The organism is Meridianimarinicoccus sp. MJW13 (genome assembly GCF_014901205.1).
Classification (GTDB): Bacteria; Pseudomonadota; Alphaproteobacteria; order Rhodobacterales; family Rhodobacteraceae; genus Meridianimarinicoccus.
This window is the reverse complement of the sequence record NZ_JACNMU010000006.1, coordinates 267,769-284,231: the sequence shown is the minus strand read 5'-3', so window position 1 is coordinate 284,231 and position 16,463 is coordinate 267,769. Positions and strand designations below refer to the sequence as shown.

The 16,463-nt window shown below is 60.7% G+C and carries 14 protein-coding genes; 7 read left to right on the top strand and 7 right to left on the bottom strand.

Features of this window, described 5'->3' with window-relative positions; all coding sequences use genetic code 11:
• The first annotated feature begins 48 nt into the window (after positions 1-48).
• A complete protein-coding gene (locus tag H8B03_RS12965) occupies positions 49-1,425 on the top strand; it encodes an MATE family efflux transporter (protein ID WP_193142289.1) in 1,377 nt (458 codons plus the stop codon).
• 113 nt (positions 1,426-1,538) lie between these two features.
• Here the strand turns inward: H8B03_RS12965 and manD are convergent, their stop codons facing one another.
• Positions 1,539-2,765 carry a D-mannonate dehydratase ManD gene (gene manD / locus H8B03_RS12960; RefSeq protein ID WP_193142288.1) on the bottom strand — a complete coding sequence of 409 codons (1,227 nt, stop codon included), beginning with the start codon at positions 2,763-2,765 and terminating at the stop codon, positions 1,539-1,541.
• 13 nt (positions 2,766-2,778) lie between these two features.
• On the bottom strand, positions 2,779-3,918 hold the full coding sequence (locus tag H8B03_RS12955; protein ID WP_193142287.1) for a Gfo/Idh/MocA family protein: 1,140 nt from the start codon (positions 3,916-3,918) through the stop codon (positions 2,779-2,781).
• Between the two features lie 289 nt (positions 3,919-4,207).
• Here H8B03_RS12955 and H8B03_RS12950 point away from each other — a divergent pair, with 289 nt between their 5' ends.
• From H8B03_RS12950 to H8B03_RS12940, 3 genes are all read left to right on the top strand, one after another.
• Positions 4,208-5,191, top strand: coding sequence for a TRAP transporter substrate-binding protein (locus H8B03_RS12950; RefSeq protein WP_193142286.1), 984 nt, complete (start codon positions 4,208-4,210; stop codon positions 5,189-5,191).
• A 65-nt stretch (positions 5,192-5,256) separates the two neighbouring features.
• Positions 5,257-5,793 carry a TRAP transporter small permease gene (locus H8B03_RS12945; protein WP_193142285.1) on the top strand — a complete coding sequence of 179 codons (537 nt, stop codon included), beginning with the start codon at positions 5,257-5,259 and terminating at the stop codon, positions 5,791-5,793.
• Between the two features lie 9 nt (positions 5,794-5,802).
• Complete coding sequence (locus H8B03_RS12940; protein WP_193142284.1) at positions 5,803-7,086, top strand: TRAP transporter large permease; 1,284 nt, start codon at positions 5,803-5,805, stop codon at positions 7,084-7,086.
• Positions 7,087-7,986: 900 nt separating this feature from the next.
• On the opposite strand, the gene H8B03_RS12935 is transcribed toward H8B03_RS12940, so the two are convergent.
• From H8B03_RS12935 to H8B03_RS12915, 5 genes are all read right to left on the bottom strand, one after another.
• A complete protein-coding gene (locus tag H8B03_RS12935) occupies positions 7,987-9,249 on the bottom strand; it encodes an FAD-binding oxidoreductase (RefSeq protein ID WP_193142283.1) in 1,263 nt (420 codons plus the stop codon).
• A gap of 24 nt (positions 9,250-9,273) precedes the next feature.
• The gene (locus H8B03_RS12930) at positions 9,274-10,038 is read right to left on the bottom strand and encodes an amino acid ABC transporter ATP-binding protein (RefSeq protein ID WP_319022480.1); all 765 of its coding nucleotides are present in this window, start codon (positions 10,036-10,038) and stop codon (positions 9,274-9,276) included.
• 12 nt (positions 10,039-10,050) lie between these two features.
• Positions 10,051-11,079 (bottom strand): amino acid ABC transporter permease, encoded by a 1,029-nt coding sequence (locus H8B03_RS12925; protein WP_226925895.1) that lies wholly within the window; start codon positions 11,077-11,079, stop codon positions 10,051-10,053.
• Positions 11,039-11,926: an ABC transporter substrate-binding protein gene (locus H8B03_RS12920; protein ID WP_193142282.1), complete on the bottom strand. Its 888-nt coding sequence runs from the start codon at positions 11,924-11,926 to the stop codon at positions 11,039-11,041. The genes H8B03_RS12925 and H8B03_RS12920 overlap by 41 nt, the downstream gene beginning before the upstream one ends.
• Positions 11,927-12,034: 108 nt before the next feature.
• On the bottom strand, positions 12,035-13,528 hold the full coding sequence (locus H8B03_RS12915; RefSeq protein WP_226925894.1) for an aldehyde dehydrogenase: 1,494 nt from the start codon (positions 13,526-13,528) through the stop codon (positions 12,035-12,037).
• A gap of 233 nt (positions 13,529-13,761) precedes the next feature.
• On the opposite strand from H8B03_RS12915, the gene H8B03_RS12910 reads away from it, so the two are divergent.
• Genes H8B03_RS12910 through H8B03_RS12900 form a run of 3 tightly spaced genes read left to right on the top strand, consistent with a single transcriptional unit; the run spans position 13,762 to position 16,456 of the window.
• Positions 13,762-14,526: a UTRA domain-containing protein gene (locus H8B03_RS12910; RefSeq protein WP_193142281.1), complete on the top strand. Its 765-nt coding sequence runs from the start codon at positions 13,762-13,764 to the stop codon at positions 14,524-14,526.
• A 2-nt stretch (positions 14,527-14,528) separates the two neighbouring features.
• On the top strand, positions 14,529-15,848 hold the full coding sequence (locus H8B03_RS12905) for a UbiD family decarboxylase (protein WP_193142280.1): 1,320 nt from the start codon (positions 14,529-14,531) through the stop codon (positions 15,846-15,848).
• The gene (locus H8B03_RS12900; RefSeq protein ID WP_193142279.1) at positions 15,845-16,456 is read left to right on the top strand and encodes a UbiX family flavin prenyltransferase; all 612 of its coding nucleotides are present in this window, start codon (positions 15,845-15,847) and stop codon (positions 16,454-16,456) included. The genes H8B03_RS12905 and H8B03_RS12900 overlap by 4 nt, the downstream gene beginning before the upstream one ends.
• Positions 16,457-16,463: the final 7 nt, after the last annotated feature.

Genomic DNA, 16,463 nt, shown 5'->3' with positions numbered 1-16,463 from the left:
GGCGTCCGTGGGGGAGTTCCCCAACGGGCCTGCCAGTGATGGACATTCATGACACCCAAATCCACGCATGACACGTCGACGATCCCGGGCTTTGGGGCGCGCAATGTCTTCCATCTGGCCTGGCCGATGACGCTGAAAGCCATCATCCTGCACGGGACGGTGGTGATCGACGCCTATCTGGTGTCGTCCCTTGGCGAAACCGCACTGGCCGCCATGGGGCTGGCCGCCGCAATCGCGGGGTTCGTGCTGGGCGGGATCCTGGCGTTTTCGAACGCGATGCAGATCCGCACGGCTCAGGCCTATGGCACCAATGATCCCGTATTCCTGAAATCGGTGCTGGTTGCGGGCATGGCGATCAGCCTTGCGGTCGGCAGCATTGGCTTGCTGGTGATCTCGCTGTTCGGGGGCAGGCTCCTTGACGCAATGGCCCCCACGGCCGAGGTGGCCGGGTTGGCGATCAACTATCTCGCGGTCTTCTCGCTGGTCATCCTGGGGGAGGCGGTGGGGCAGTGCCTGTCGAGCTTCTTCAATGGCTGTGGCCGGACCAAGCTGCCACTCTACAGCTTCTGCCTGTCTCTTCCCATCAATGTGGCGGCCAGCATCGTGCTGATCCACGGCCTTTTCGGCCTGCCGGCGTTCGGCGTGACTGGGGCGGCGATGGGCAGCGCCATCGCGGTGTGCGTGCAGGTCGGGTTCCTGGTCTGGCGGCTGGTCCGCCTTGATGGTCCGCTGCGCCACGTCGTCGGTTGGCGCAATGGAACACTCAACGCAACAATCAAACGACACCTTGCCTTTTCCCTGCCCATCGCCGCGACCTTCTTCAGCGCGACTTTCGCCGCCCAGTTCTGCACCCTGATCTACGCCAGGATGAGCCTGAACGAATTCGCGGCCATGACGATCATCGCGCCGTGGATCATGGTTGCGGGCACCATCGGGATGCAATGGGCGCAGGCGTCGGGCATCATCGTGGCCCAGCTTCTGGGTCAACGGCAGCCCGAGGCGGTGCTGGACCGGTTCCTTGGCAGCGCCTGGCGCGGCGCCTTCGTGGCGGCGGCCTGCGTTGCACTGGTCTACAGTGGCGTGTGTCTGTCGGCGGGCGTGATCTATGCAGATCTGAGCGTCGAGACCCGCGCCTATTTGCTGAGCTTCCTGCCGATCCTGGTGATCCTGCCGTTTCCCAAATGTTCGAACGCCATTTGCGGCAACACGCTGCGGGCCAGTGGCGACACGATCTATGTCATGCATGTTTTCATCTGGTCACAATGGCTGTTCCGCGTCCCGGCCACGGCGATCGCGGTCCTGTATTTTCAGGTGCCTGTCTTCTGGGTGCTGTCGATCCTGTTGTTGGAGGAACTGGTCAAGTTCCCGGCGTTCCACAGGCGGCTGCTGAAAGGGGACTGGAAACGGGCGGAACTGGCGGCGTGATTTGGGGCCGGTCAGGGTGAGGCCGAAATGATCACGGCCTCATCTGTGCCATGGGCATCGCGCGCCGTCGCAGGCGTCCTGAGGCCGACGACTTCGGCAGCAGTCTACCGGTTTCAATAGTTCCACATGGTCCCGTCTTCCAGCCGCACGACCGGGTGACTGCCCGGCGTGTAGGTGTAGCGCGCGGCCTCGGCCTCGTCGAAATCCACGCCCAAGCCCGGCGCGTCGCTGACATACACCATGCCGTTCTCCATCCGATGCTCTGACGGGAACAGCGCGTCGCATTCGGGGGTGCCCAGCACCAGGTATTCCTGCACGCCGAAATTCGGGGCCCAGGCATTCAGGTGATGCTGGGCGGCCATGGAAATGGGCGAGTGGCTGGGCGCGCCGTGAAACCCGGTGCGCACGTTGTGCAGGCCCGCCAGATCGACGATTCGCTTCAGCGGCGTGATGCCGCCGACATAGGTCGCGGCCAGGCGGATGTAATCGATCAACTCGTTCTCGATCAGCTTGTTGCAGTCCCAGATCGAGTTGAACACCTCGCCGATGGCGATGGGCGTGGTCGAATGCTGACGGATCAGCCGCAGCGCGTCCTGATTCTCGGCCGGGGTCGGATCTTCCATCCAGAACAGGCGCACGGGCTCCACGGCCTTGGCGAATTCCGCGGCCTCACGCGGCAGCAGCCGGTGATGAACGTCGTGCAGGATATGGATGTCCGGCCCGAAACGGTCGCGAATCTCGGCCAGCGCGCCGGGCATGTAGCGCATGTATTTGTCGGTGTCCCAGATCTCGACCTTGGGTCGGATGCCAGTGTAGTCGGTGATATAGTTCTTCGTGTCGCCCTTTTTTTCCGGCACCGCATAGCTGGCCGTGGGCATGCCGGGGATGCCGCATTGGACGCGGATCGCCTTGTAGCCCTCTTCGACATACTGGGCGATGGAGTCCATCAGGTCTTCCAGATCGGCGCCGGTGGCATGGGCATAGACCATCGCGCCGTCACGGCTTTTCCCGCCGAAAAGCTGGTACAGTGGCATGTTCGCCAACTTCCCTTTGATGTCCCACAGCGCCATGTCGATGGCCCCAAAAGCGGCCATCGCGATCGGGCCGCCCCGGAAATAGGCCCCGCGATAGAGGAATTGCCAGATGTCCTCGCTGTTGCGCGGATCCATCCCGATCAGGTTTGGGATCAGGTAGTCTTTCAGGTATTTCGCGGGCAGCGTTTCGCGGTTGTTCAGCGTGGCATCGCCTAACCCGTAGACCCCCTGATCGGTCATGATCTTCAAGGTGACATAGTTCTTCTTCGGTCCGCCAACAAAGACATTTGCATCGGTGATTTTCACAGGTTTGTCCTTTTCAGGTCAGATCGGGCGCATCGATCCAGGTGTCGCTGGTGCGGATCAGATCAATGATCTGCTGATACTGGCTGCCCTCGGCAAAGGTGGGGTAGGGGTCGACCACGTCGCCCCGAATGTCACCAACGAAATCGCGGGCCAGGACATGCCAGCATTGTTCGGTTTCGCCGGCCACATCGGGCACGGCATCGGCAATATCGGCGGGCAGGGGCAGGGCGGTCCAGGTCTTGTCCGCGCCATAGTGATGAAGCTGCCCGCTGCCGTAATGGCCTTCCAGATAGATCGCGCCCCTGGTGCCATAGAACACGATGTGATCCTTGTGAAACCGGGGCACCAATCCCCCGTGCTTGAACAGAACCGACACGGGGCGTTCCGCCAGGCCGCTGTCGATCCGGGCCATGACGGTGTAGGACCATTCGACGTTGCTTTCGCCCCATTGCAGCTTGGGGTCGTCCAGATCCTTCGGGATGAAGTCGCGGCGGGTGGCGAAATTATGCACGCCGTCGACAATCGGCGCGCGGATCAGGTCGTCGCGCACGTCCCCGGCAATGCGGGTGATCTTGTCGCCGACCACCGCCGTAACGATGGATAGCGTGTGGGTAAAGTTGTTGTTCAGGCGTCCGCCGCCATCTTCGGCACGGTGCGACCAGCCGAAGGGAATCTCGCGTTCCAGATTGAAATGCGAGATGCACTCGACCTCGGTTGGCTCGCCGATCGCGCCTTCGGCGACAAGGCGTTTGGCGTGTTGCACGCTGGCGGTGTAACGGAAACTTGCGGCAAAGGCCGTCTTGACGCCCCTGGCTTGCGCGAGCTCATGAAGCTCCTGCGCTGTGGCGCCCGTGGTGGTCATCGGCTTGTCGCAGAACACGTGACAACCCTGCGCGATGGCTTGCTTGATGGGGTCATAGTGCGCGCCGCCCGGCGTGGCGATGGACACGATATCGGGGGTGCACTCTTCCAATGCGGCTTCCCAATCGGTACCGGCATAGGGGATGTCCAGTTTGCGGGCGACGTCCTCGACGACGGTTTGCGTGCGTTCGACGATACCGACAATTTTGGCACCCGCGGCGCGGAAGGCCTCGGCATGACCCGCACCCGCGAATCCGGTCCCATGAACCAGAACTTTCAGTGCTTCGTTCATGCGTGGATCTCCCGAATTGACATAAGGACGACTAGTATACTAGAATCACCCGCAGTCGAGGGCAATCCCGGAACGGTCTTCAAACAGCAGGAAAGCTGACCCTTACTGGCTTTCTCACCGTCCGAAAGATTTCCACTTGACAGAACTGATATGCTAGTAGCCTATAGGGCATCCGCACGTTGGAGGACGTGCTGACGATGGCTTGGCGCGGGGGAGTGTCGAACTGACTTAGTGTCAGCGCATTTGTTCGTTCAGGTCAAACGTCATTGGTCAAAAAAGGGAGGATCTCATGTATCAAAAACTTGGCGCATCAATCGTCGGGGCGGTTGCCGCTGTAACCTTGCTGGGCTCTGCCGCGATGGCAGACAACTGGCGCGGCTGGAATATCCACGTTGATGGATACCCGAACACCGTTGCAATGGACAAGTTCGCCGAACTTCTTGCCGAGAAGACCGATGGCGAAATCACCCTGCAGATGTTCCACGGTGGCACACTGGGCAGCCAGTCCGACGCCATCGAGCAGGTGCGCCTGGGTGCGCTGGAGGTTGCCAACTTCAACCTCGGCCCCATCGGACCGATCGCGGCCGAGGCAAATGTCGTGTCCTTGCCGTTTATCTTCAAGGACGTACCGCACATGTTCCGCGTTCTGAACGGGGAAGGCGGGCAGGCCATTGCCGAGGGCATGGCCGCCAAGGGTCTTGTGCCGCTGGCGTGGTACGACGCCGGTGCGCGGTCGTTCTACAACGGCCAGAAGCCGATCAATGTGCCCGAGGATGTGACGGGCATGAAGGTGCGGGTCATGAACAACGACCTGTATTCCGGCATGATCGCTGAACTGGGCGGCAACCCGTCGCCGATGGCCTTCGCGGAAGTCTACCAGTCGCTCAAGACCGGTGTTGTGGACGGGGCCGAAAACAACTGGCCGTCCTACGAGTCCACCGGCCACTACGAGGTGGCGGGCTACTACTCGCTCAGCCAGCACCTGATCATCCCGGAATGTGTCTGCATGAATGCCGATGTCTACAACGGCCTGTCGGACGAGATGAAAGTCGCGGTGAAAGAGGCGGCGATGGAATCGGCGGCTCTGCAGCAGGAGCTTTGGGCCGCACGCGAAGCCTCCAGCCGCAAGTTGGTGGAAGAGGCCGGTGTCGTCACCAACGAGATCGCCGACAAGGGCCCCTTCCAGGAAGCCATGGTGCCGGTCTATGAGGCCTATCTTGCGGACAATCCCGATCTGCGCCCGCTGGTCGAGTTGATCCAGTCTACCGAGTAAACCTGCGCTGACATGTGCGGCCCCGCGGGACACCCGCGGGGCCGTCATCACTTGGGGGACACATCATGAGCGATCCGAACGCCCATTCGTCGGCTGGCGATTTTCTGCGGCCGATTGAGAAACTGCTCGATACCATTGCCCTGATTTGCCGGATCATCACGGGCACCTCGCTCGTGGTCCTGACGGTGATCTTCGGCTGGCTGGTTTTTGGCCGCTATGTGCTGAATGCCACCCCCACATGGGTCGAACAGGCCGCCTTGCTGCTGACGATGGTCATCGCCTTTCTGGGCGCAGCCGTCGGGGTGCATGAAAACACGCACCTGGCGGTCGTTGCCTTCCGTACCTATGTCCCGCGCTGGATGCGCACCGTGTTCGTTGTGTTGACCGATGCGCTCATGGCCGGCTTCGGTCTGCTGATGCTGATCTACGGTGCCAAGCTCACCGCATTCAAATGGGGATCCATGATCCCGCTCATCCAGCTTCCTGAAGGCCTCAGATCGCTTCCGCTGACCATCGGTGGCGGCCTCATCATGTTGTTTGCTCTGGCACATCTGGCGCGCCTTGCGCTGGGGCGTGACCCGCGCACCGACACCATACAATAAGGCACCGCAATGGGACTTTTCCTTCTTCTCGGCCTGTTCGCCCTTTGCGTCGTGATCGGCCTTCCGGTCGCCTTCGCGCTTGGCATCTCTGCGCTTGCGGCCTTTGCCTTCGAAGGCTTGCCGCTGATGATCGGTTTTCAGCGGATCATCTCGGGCATCAACGTCTTCTCGCTGATGGCGATCCCCTTCTTCATTTTCGCCGGTGAGCTGATGTTCCACGGCGGCATTGCCATGCGGCTGGTGAAGTTTGCCTCTGCCGCCGTCGGTGCGGTTCGTGGCGGCCTGGGCATCGTCAACGTCTTCTCGTCGATGTTGTTCGGCGGCATCTCCGGCTCTGCCGTGGCCGACATCTCGGCGCTTGGGTCTATCCTTGTGCCGGTGATGAAGGAAAAGGGGTATGATGCGGACTACGCGGTCAATGTGACCGTGACCTCGTCGATCGCCGGCATCATCATCCCGCCCAGCCACAACATGATCATCTACGCCATTGCAGCGGGCGGCGGCATCTCGATCTCCAAACTGTTCCTCACCGGTGTTGTTCCCGGAGTCCTGATGTGCTGCTGCCTGGCGGCGGCGGCCTATATCGTTGCCGTGAAACGCGGCTATCAGGCCGAGAAATTCCCCGGTTGGGCCGCGCTCATGATGGCCTTCCTCGGGGCGCTTCCGGGCCTGTTGACCGCCGTGATCATCGTCGGCGGCGTGCTGTCGGGGGTGTTCACCGTGACCGAGTCGGGTGCCTTCGGCGCCATCTACGCGTTCCTCGTCACGCTTCTGGTCTATCGCAGCATCACGTGGACCAACTTCCGCACGGCGGTTGCGCAATCGGTGCGGACGACCTCGATGGTGATGATCCTGATCGCCTGTGCCGGGGCCTTTGCCTATATGCTGACCTTCTACCGGGTGCCGGACAAGACCATCGACCTGCTGACCGCATTGACGGACAATCCCATCCTCATCCTGCTGATGATCAACATCGCACTTCTGGTGCTCGGGATGATCATGGACATGGCGGCGCTGATCCTGATCTGTACGCCGATCTTCCTGCCGGTTGCTGTCAGCATGGGCGTCGATCCCTACCAGTTCGGCATGATCCTCTTGGTCAACCTCGGGCTTGGGCTGTGCACACCGCCGGTCGGATCATGTCTGTTCGTGGGCTGTGCGGTCGGCAAGCTGCCGATGGAACAGGCGGTCCGCACGATCTGGCCGTTCTACATCGCGATCCTCGTGGCTCTGATGCTGATTACTTTCGTTCCAGCCGTGTCCCTGACCTTGCCGGCCTTGCTGAACCCGTAAGGGCTGAACCGGCGCTGCCGTGGTGGATGTAACGAGTTTGTGGCGTGGGTCGGCGGACCCGCGCCACTTTTTCTTCGGGTGCCACGGGTCGACATGAACCGTCAAAACGCATGCCGGTGCTGGCGGGGAAGACGGCTTTCGTATCTGGCAAATTTATGCAAAGAGCCGTGGCAGAAGCGCCAACCAGGAGGCATCATGGCGTCGCGGCCGTCGCCGCCCGCTGACAGATGATGCAAGACATGGACCTAAGCCAACACGCCAGATTGTCCGTCGCGCCTATGATGGATTGGGCAGGCTCACAATTGGATTCAATAGGTTGAGGGACGTCGTGTGCACTATGTGTGCAACACAAGATCGCCCTATGTCGCGCTCTTTCGGGTGTTTGGCGATTGCGCGAACTTGGTCAATTTGCAGCGCATTGGAACCAAAATGACTTACGGGCCTCACAAAGCCTGCAACGAAACATGGCCATTTGTCCCACGGCGCGACGATCAGGGATTCAGTGAGTTGACGGTCGGCCTCGGGTAGGGTGCAATACCGGGCCGTTTTCAGCGTGACATGTGGCGGCGCTCAGCCGGCGCGCTAAGTCACTCATTTGAAGGTCGGCGAAATCCACAGCGGTCGGATGCTGATCCACGTCGATTAGGACAAGGACCGAAAGGACCGCCACCTGACGCTTTCGCCGAGTTTGCTGGAGGTCATGCGCGACGACTATCGCGAGGTCCGGTCCGATGGCTGGCTTTTCCCGGCGGCACCTTGGTCGATCCAATCTCGACGCAGCAATTCAACCGCGCCCTTGGGGTGGCCTGCGCCTTTGCCGAGATAGGGAAGAAGGCCTCGCCGCACAGGCTCAGGCACAACTTTACGACGTATCTGCCTGAGGGCGGGAGTGCCCGCTATTCACCCAAACCGCTCGGGCGAGAACTGACTGATATCGGCACCGGGTTGTTTGCCTTGTATCAACTGCGACAGCACCCTGCCCACCATTGGTCCCAGGCCGAAACCGTGGCCGCTGAAGCCGGTGGCGACCAGCAGGCCGCCGGTTGTCGATACCGGCCCGATGGCGGGGATCATATCAGGCAATGTGTCTATGTAGCCTGCCCAACTTGCGCGAACCCGCAAGTTGGAGAATGCGGGAAAGAAATCGGTCGTTTCAGTGAGCGCCTGTTCAATGCGGGTCGGGTTCGGTGGCACGCAATCGCTCGTCGGCGGGATATCGGCCAGAGGCGGCGGCGCACCGCGTGACAGGATGCCTCGCAGGGGGGAAAGATAATTGATGCGCGAGGCCTCGGGCTGCTCTTTCCTGACTTTCATATACCAGCGGGCATAGCGAACGGAATCCATCCGCACGTCATATTCGCCGCCTGCCACTGAAAGATGCAGCGATCCGTCGGCGGCTTGCCGGATCCCGGTCATGGGGCACGACACGCAATGCGGAAACGGAACGACCAGCGGTTCGGTCTTGGCCACTGTGGCGCGAATAATCTCCTGCGGGAGCACGATGCCAAGTGACCTGAGCAAAGCGGCGCTCTTCGCCCCGGCTGCGCAGATAACCGTTTTTGCGCGGTAAAGCCGACCTGCGCACCTGACCCCGGTGATGGCTCCGGCCGCCGTCTCCAGCTTTGACACGCGCTGCCCCAGGATCACCTCTGCGCCATGTTCAACGGCGGCGTCCAGAAATGCGCGCGTCGCCTGAGCAGGTTCTGCGCGGCCGTCCGATGCTGTGAACATGGCCCCCAACACATTCGAACCCGGTGCGAGGCCCGGCAGTTTCCCCGCCACCTGCGCCGCGCTCAATATCTGCGTGTCCAGCCCGTATCCCTGCGCTTCCTTCTGCCAGGCAAATTGCTGTGCGATGTCGTCCTCGGACAGGGCCAGCACGATGTTTCCGCCTTGGTACCAGCCCAGTTTGCGGTCCAGATCCCGCTCCAGATCCTGCCACAGCCGTATTGCGCCCATGGCAAGCGGAACCTCCCTGAAATCGCGCGCCTGTTGACGGACAAAGCCCAGATTGCGGCCCGATTGCGCAGAACCAGGCGTGTCGCGTTCAAACAGTAGCACGCGAAGCCCGGCCCTCGACATGTAATAGGCGGCAGAGCATCCCATGATGCCGCCCCCCACGATGATCACATCCCAATGCTCTGTGTCGTTGACCGGTTTCATGAAGCCCCTGACGCCGCCACGGCCCTAGTTGACCTTGGACAGGAAGGTGCGGGTCCGCTCATGCGAGGGGTTGGCAAGCACCTCTCCGGGCGGGCCGCATTCCACGATCTTGCCGCCATCCATGAATGCGACCCGGTGACAGACATCGCGGGCAAAGGCCATCTCGTGGGTGACGACCATCATCGTCATGCCTTCTTCGGCAAGGGCGCGCATCACGTCCAGCACTTCGCCGACCAGTTCGGGGTCAAGGGCGCTGGTGGGTTCGTCGAAGAGGATCAGTTTGGGTTTCATCGCCAGCGCCCGTGCGATGGCGACGCGCTGCTGCTGGCCGCCCGACAACATGCGCGGATAGCTGGTCAGCTTGTCGCCCAAGCCGACACGCTCAAGGATGGCGGCGGCATGTTCCTCTGCATGGCGGCGCGGCACTCCCAGAACCTGTGTTGGGGCCTCGATCACGTTTTCCAGCACCGTCATATGGCCAAAGAGGTTGAAATTCTGGAACACCATGGCGATCCGGGCGCGCTGTCTGGCGATCAGTTTCTCGGGCAGCTCATAGGCCAGATTTCCGACCTGCCGATAGCCGATCAATTCGCCATCTACGGTGATGGCTCCGCTATCTATGCGTTCCAGATGATTTACGCAGCGCAGCAGCGTGGATTTGCCGGAACCCGAGGGGCCGATCAGGCTGAGCACCTCGCCGGGCGCGACCTCCAGGTTGATCCCCTTGAGAACCTCCAGCGCGCCGTAGCTCTTGGATACACGGTCAAACACGACCATCGGATCTGACATGGATGGATCCCCCTAGGATGAGCGGAAAAGACGCCAGCGCACGGGCGCATCGGTTTGCAGCAAGGACCGCCCGTAATGGCGTTCGATCCGGGACTGGATCGCGGTTAGGATCGAGGTTGCGGTCAGATACCAGATACAGGCAACGATCAGGAGCGGGATGGTCTGAAAATTGCGCGAATAGATCGTCTGCGCCGAATAGAGCAGATCGGACAGCGCGATGACGCTGACCAGCGAGGATGTCTTGAGCATCCCGATGGTCTGGTTGCCGGTCGGTGGGATGATAATCGGCATGGCCTGCGGAATCACGATCCGCCAGAGCGATTTGCCATTGGTCATGCCAAGCGACTTTGCCGCCTGGCGCTGGCCGGAATCGACTGACATCAGCCCGCTGCGGATGATCTCGGACATATAGGCCCCCTCATTCAAGCCCAGGCCGAGGATGGCGGCCATGACGGGGGTGATCGCGACATTCGTGTCGATGGACACCCATAGCGAGGTGAAGGGAATGCCGATGGACAGGTCCGGAAACAGGGCCGCCAGATTATACCAGAAGATCAGCTGAACCAGGACCGGCGTGCCGCGAAAGAACCACAGATAGGTATTGGCGACAAAGGAGATGACGTTATTCGTCGACATCGCCATGATCGCCAGGATGGTTCCCAGAACGACCCCGATCACCATCGTGACCACAGTCAGCCAGGAGGTCAGGAACAGCCCGGACATGATGCGGTCATCGAACAGATACTGGCCGACGACGGGCCAGCCGAAATTGTCGTTGCCCGCAATCGAAACCAGAAAAGACAGCAAAATGGCGGCCAGTACAATTGCGGCAGCCTTGCGGCCATAGCCGCGGATGGGAACATAGGTCAGTAGCGGCGGCTGGTCGGTCTGGTTTTCATTGGATGGGGCAGGGCTGGGTGAGGACACGTCCATGATCGCTCCGGGGCAAACGGGCAGGGTGAGGTCCGGCAGGCAACCCTGCCGGACCCGCGTGGTAGCTTCAGTTGGAGGGAATGGTGGCCGAGTTGATGCCGGGCTCATGCGTCATCATCATCGGCGTTACGTCCCATTCGGTATAGATGGCCTCATAGGTGCCATCGGCCATAACCTCGCGCAGGGCTTCGAGGATCGCTTCGCCCAGATCCATCTCGTCAGGGCGGAACGCGATGCCGCTTGGCTGGCGTGGCAGGATGTCGACGGCGACAACGCTGACCGGGCGCGGTGCATTGTTCATGATCTCGCGCGCCGAGGCCGCCGAGGTCAGGACGAAATCGGTCCGGCCAGAATAGAGGGACAGCAGCACGTCATTGCCGGTGCCGTATTCGGAGACGGTCATCGGTTCCTGACCATCCGTCACGCAGGCATCCGACAGTGTTTCGGCGATCATGTCGACCCATTCGGTGCCGCTCTGGGCCGCGCCATTCATCCCGCACAGGTCAAGGTGATCCTCGATACCCTTGGAGTTTTCCTCCAGCACATAGGCTGAAGAGGTCGTGTAGCCGTAATTGACGAAACTCACGACTTCGCGGCGCACCGGGTTGTCCGTGATGCCCTCCATAGCAATGTCCCACCGGCCGGACTGGACGCCGGGGATCATCGAATCGAAGGACACCGATGTGACCTCCATCTCGACGCCAAGGCGTTCGGCAATCGCATCCCAGAGATCGACCTCGAACCCGACCATTTCGCCTTCGTCATTGATATATTGGAAGGGTGGATATTGCGCGTCGGTCACAAGCTGGATGACGCCCGCATCCCGGTATTCCTGCGGCAAGAGGTCCGCGGCACCTTCGGCAGTGGCAGATCCGGCACTGATCATCAGACCCAATGCAAGGGCCGATGTTCCGGTCAGGCAGGCGCGGCGCGCCCCATGCTTCTTGATAGTCATTTTGTTTCTCCTCCATGGTGGTCTTTTTGGCCCTTTGGTTTTCGACTGTTTCGGGCCGGTAAAGTCGTTATGTCGGGGCGACACAGAACGCGCGCCGCTCGGTCCTTTTCATCCGATGACAAACGGGTTTGCGATTTCCTTGGCGGTGGAGATCCAGACCGCCTTGGTCTGCAGATATTCGCGGATACCCTCGACGCCGTTTTCCCGGCCCAGGCCGCTTTTCTTGTAGCCGCCAAAGGGGGTGGTGTAGGAAATGTCGCGGTAGGTATTGATCCAGACACTTCCCGCCTCCAGCCGGTCCGACATTTTCAGCGCGAGGCGCATATCCGAGGTCCAGACCCCGGCGGCGAGGCCAAACTCGCTGTCATTGGCGATGGCGATGGCCTCTTCGGCATCATCGAAGACGATCGTGGACAGGACCGGCCCGAACACCTCTTCGCGGGCGATCCGCATGTTGTTGGTGACGCCGGTAAAGATCGTGGGTTCGATGAAATAGCCGGTGGCGCATTCCTCGATCTCGGGGTGTTTGCCGCCCAGGGCCAGCTTGGCCCCCTCGTTCCTGGCAACCTCGATATAGTCCAGCACCCGCTGATACTGCATCTGGTTGGCCATCGGGCCGATCTGGGTCGCGGGGTTGCAAGGATCGCCGACACGCGCGGCCTTGGTGAAGGCGGCCAGCTTCTCGACGAATTCATCATGCACTTCGCGCTGCACCAACAGGCGCGAGCCCGCGATGCAGGTCTGGCCAGTGGCCCCGAAAATGCCGCCAACGACACCGCGCACGGCATTGTCCAGATCCGCATCCGCAAAGACGATATTGGGGGATTTGCCGCCCAGTTCCAGGCTGACCCGCTTGATGTCGCGCGCGGCCAGCATTCCCAGATGGGCACCCGTCGCGGTCGAGCCGGTAAAGCCGATATGCCGGGTCTTGGGATGGGTGGCCAGCGGCTCGCCCACTTCCTTGCCATAGCCGGTCACGACGTTGACGACACCGGGCGGAAAACCCGCGGCCTCGACCAGTTCCATCAGCTTGAGCGCGGTGGCCGAGGTGGTTTCCGCAGGTTTCATGACGATCGTGTTGCCAGCCGCCAGGGCCGGGGCGGCCTTGAGCGAGAACAATAGCAACGGCGCGTTCCAGGGCACGATGCCCACGCAGACGCCCAGAGGCTCGTGTTTCGAATAGCTCAGGGCAGGCTTGTCGCAGGGATGGACCGTGCCTTCAATCTTGTCGGCCAGCCCGGCGTAGTAGTAATACCACTTTGCGACATATGCGATCTGATGGCGCATCTCGGCCAAGAGGCGGCCATTGTCGCGCACCTCGATCTCGGCCAGCTCATCGGCGTGTTTCTCAATCAGGGCACCAAGTCGGTGGATGATCGCGCCCCGGTCAGATGCATGCATCCGCCCCCAGGGACCGTTGCGAAACGCCTCATCGGCGGCAAGGATTGCGCGATCTGCATCCTGCGCATTGCCGCGCGGCACCAGCGCCCAGGGTTGCGCGGTGAACGGGTTGACCGATTCGATATAGTCGCCCCCCGAAGGTGCGACCCACTCGCCGCCAATATACATCTGAAGCTTCGTAAGGCCCCCGGCTTCGGTCATCTTCTACCCTTTCAAACTTGGTTCGGATCCCAATGGCTTTGGCCGGGCTCCGTTATGTCATCGCCATTAAGTCGACGCATTGCATCTGTTGGAGTAGCTAATGATATTGTTATATGACTTGTCAACGGCGATTTTTGGGTGATAAACTTTGGAAAGCAAAGGTTCATGCGTATGGACAGGCAAATTTTGCTGAGGTATCAGTCGAGTAATGATATTATTATAGGGGCCAAACAGTGACTGCCGAGCCAAAACCGCTATACAGCCAGATCAAATCCGCCATCGAGGACCGAATCGAGAGCCGCGACTGGCATGCCGATTTCAAGGTTCCGAGCGAAGAGGCGCTCTCTGAGGAATTCAACGTCTCGCATCTGACCGTGCGCCGCGCCCTGCGCGAGTTGCAATCGGAGGGCGTGCTTGTGCGGGTGCGCGGGCGGGGCACATTCGTGGTCGGCCCCAGGATGCAATGTGCCGTCTTCGGCATCGAGGATGTCTCGGAAGAGATTGAAAACAATGGCGGCGTGCATTCGAGCGAGATCGTCACGCTCTGCGCCCTGGAGCCGGATGACCCGCGCTACAATCTTCTGCCGGTCAATGGCGGAACGGTCTATTATTCGCGGATCCTGCATATGGAGGACCGCACCCCGATCCAGATCGAGGACCGTTTCATCAATGCCGCGTTGGCCCCTGACTACATCTCGCAGGATTTCACCCGCATCACGACCCATGCCTATCTACTGCGCGAAACCAAGGTCAGCTTTGTCGACAACACGATCCGCGCCATTCGCCCCGACGAAGAGGCCCAACAACTGCTGCAGATCGACGCCGCGCATCCCTGCCTGCTGATCAACCGCCAGACTTGGCATGACGACACCCCGGTGACCCGGAGCCGATTTCTATACCCTGGGGACCGTTATCGCCTCTCCAGTGCCCATGAAGCCACAAACAATGCATCTGTGATGACGCCGCCGTCGCGCAGGTCGAACCCGTCAAGGAGATAGCCATGAGAGAGTTTGTCGAACGCCTGCGCGCCCGCGGAGACCTGATGGTTGTCGACAAGGAGGTTGATCCGTTCCACGAATTGGCCGCCGTCACGCATAACGCGATGAAGAAATGGGGCAAACCGATTCTGTTCACCAATGTGAAAGGTACGAAATTCCCGGTTGTCACCAATGTCTATGGCTCGCGCGAACGCCTGGCAGAGGTCATCGGCATCGACGCGAATGATTTTTGCCGACAGTGGAGCAATCTGGCCAATCTGGGGCAGGGCAGTGGTACGCCCTTTGTAAAGGCAGAGGAGGAAGAGCGGATCGACGTGAAAATGTCCGACCTGCCGCTCATCACCTATTCGGACCGCGATGGCGGGGCCTATTTCACATCCGCCATGTTCATCGCCAAAGACCCCGATACCGGCGTGGGCAACCTGTCCTATCACCGGAGCATGTATATCAATGACGAGGAATTGCGCTGCCGACTGGCCCCGCGCCACCACCTGACGATCTATCACGAGAAAGCCGAGGCAAAGGGCGAATACCTGGAGGCCGCGATGCTGATCGGGGCACCGGCCACCTCTTTCCTGACCGCAGCGGCTCCGCTGGCCTATGACGCCGATGAACTGGAGGTTGCGGCACGTCTCAAAGGTGAGCCGATGCCGATGCGCAAATGCAAGCATATCGACCTGGAGGTGCCCGCCGAGACCGAGATCGTCATCGAAGGCCGCTTCTTGCCCAATGAACGCCGTCTCGAAGGGCCGTTCGGCGAATTCATGGGCTATTACGTGCCCGAAGCCCCCAATGCCGTGTTCGAGGTTCTGGGCGTCAATGTCCGCCCTGATGCACTGTTCCACAGCATCCTGTGCGGCTCGGAAGAGGAGGTTCTGACGCTGGAATTGTCGGTCTCCGCCAATATCTTCCAGCGCCTCAGCGCCGCCCTGCCGGGGATCCTGAACGTCACCTGTCAGCCTTTCGTTAATCATGCGATTGTCCAGATTGATCCGCAGTTCGAAGGTCACGCGCGGCAGGTCATGCTGGCCACCATCGGCGCGGAGCCGATCTGGGCCAAGGTGATCACCGTCGTCGACGCGGATGTGGACATCTACGATATGGATGATGTTATGTGGGCCACGCTGACCCGCTGCCGTCCGGACAAGGACATGATGATCATTCCCGAAACGCCGTCATTCTACCGTGACGAACAAAAAGACCATTGGGGCCGCCTCCTGGTCGATGCCACTAAACCCTGGGGCCGCGAAGAGGAATTTCTGCGCAAGACCATCCGCATGGCCAATGATATTGATCTGGCAGACTGGTTCGACACAAAATGAAGCCTGTGACCGATCATCCGCCGCGTATCATCATCGGCATCAGCGGGGCCTCGGGCGCGATCTATGGGCTGCGGGCGCTGGATCATCTGCGTCGGCTCGGTGTGGAAACGCATCTTGTGGTGACGAAATCCGCGCATCTCACCCTCGCGCAGGAACTGGACATGCGCCCGGCCGAGCTGGAGGCACGGGCAAGCGTCGTTCACAATACCCGCGACATCGGTGCCACGATCGCCAGCGGGTCGTTCCACACGCTTGGCATGCTGATTGCGCCCTGTTCCGTCCGCACGATGTCGGAAATTGCGGCCGGGACCACCGATACGCTGATCAGCCGTGCGGCCGATGTCGTTCTCAAGGAACGGCGGCGGCTGGTTCTGATGCTGCGCGAAACGCCGCTGCATCTGGGGCATTTGCGCACCATGACCTCGATCACCGAAATGGGCGCGATCATCATGCCGCCAGTGCCGGCCTTCTACACCAAGCCCGCGACATTGAACGAGATGGTGGATTATTCCATCGGTCGCGCGCTGGACCTGTTCGGGATCGACATGGGCGGGATGCCACGTTGGCAGGGTATCAAGACCGAGATGCAAGACCAGTCAGGCACCTGAAATGGAA

Bases quoted from the DNA above. Each gene is read 5' to 3' on its own strand.
- H8B03_RS12950 (WP_193142286.1), top strand. From the start codon at position 4,208: ATGTATCAAAAACTTGGCGCATCAATCGTCGGGGCGGTTGCCGCTGTA.
- H8B03_RS12930 (WP_319022480.1), bottom strand. From the start codon at position 10,038: ATGTCAGATCCGATGGTCGTGTTTGACCGTGTATCCAAGAGCTACGGC.
- H8B03_RS12920 (WP_193142282.1), bottom strand. From the start codon at position 11,926: ATGACTATCAAGAAGCATGGGGCGCGCCGCGCCTGCCTGACCGGAACA.
- H8B03_RS12925 (WP_226925895.1), bottom strand. From the start codon at position 11,079: ATGAGCCCGGCATCAACTCGGCCACCATTCCCTCCAACTGAAGCTACC.
- H8B03_RS12905 (WP_193142280.1), top strand. From the start codon at position 14,529: ATGAGAGAGTTTGTCGAACGCCTGCGCGCCCGCGGAGACCTGATGGTT.
- H8B03_RS12940 (WP_193142284.1), top strand. From the start codon at position 5,803: ATGGGACTTTTCCTTCTTCTCGGCCTGTTCGCCCTTTGCGTCGTGATC.
- H8B03_RS12965 (WP_193142289.1), top strand. From the start codon at position 49: ATGACACCCAAATCCACGCATGACACGTCGACGATCCCGGGCTTTGGG.
- H8B03_RS12900 (WP_193142279.1), top strand. From the start codon at position 15,845: ATGAAGCCTGTGACCGATCATCCGCCGCGTATCATCATCGGCATCAGC.
- H8B03_RS12945 (WP_193142285.1), top strand. From the start codon at position 5,257: ATGAGCGATCCGAACGCCCATTCGTCGGCTGGCGATTTTCTGCGGCCG.
- H8B03_RS12955 (WP_193142287.1), bottom strand. From the start codon at position 3,918: ATGAACGAAGCACTGAAAGTTCTGGTTCATGGGACCGGATTCGCGGGT.
- H8B03_RS12915 (WP_226925894.1), bottom strand. From the start codon at position 13,528: ATGACCGAAGCCGGGGGCCTTACGAAGCTTCAGATGTATATTGGCGGC.
- H8B03_RS12935 (WP_193142283.1), bottom strand. From the start codon at position 9,249: ATGAAACCGGTCAACGACACAGAGCATTGGGATGTGATCATCGTGGGG.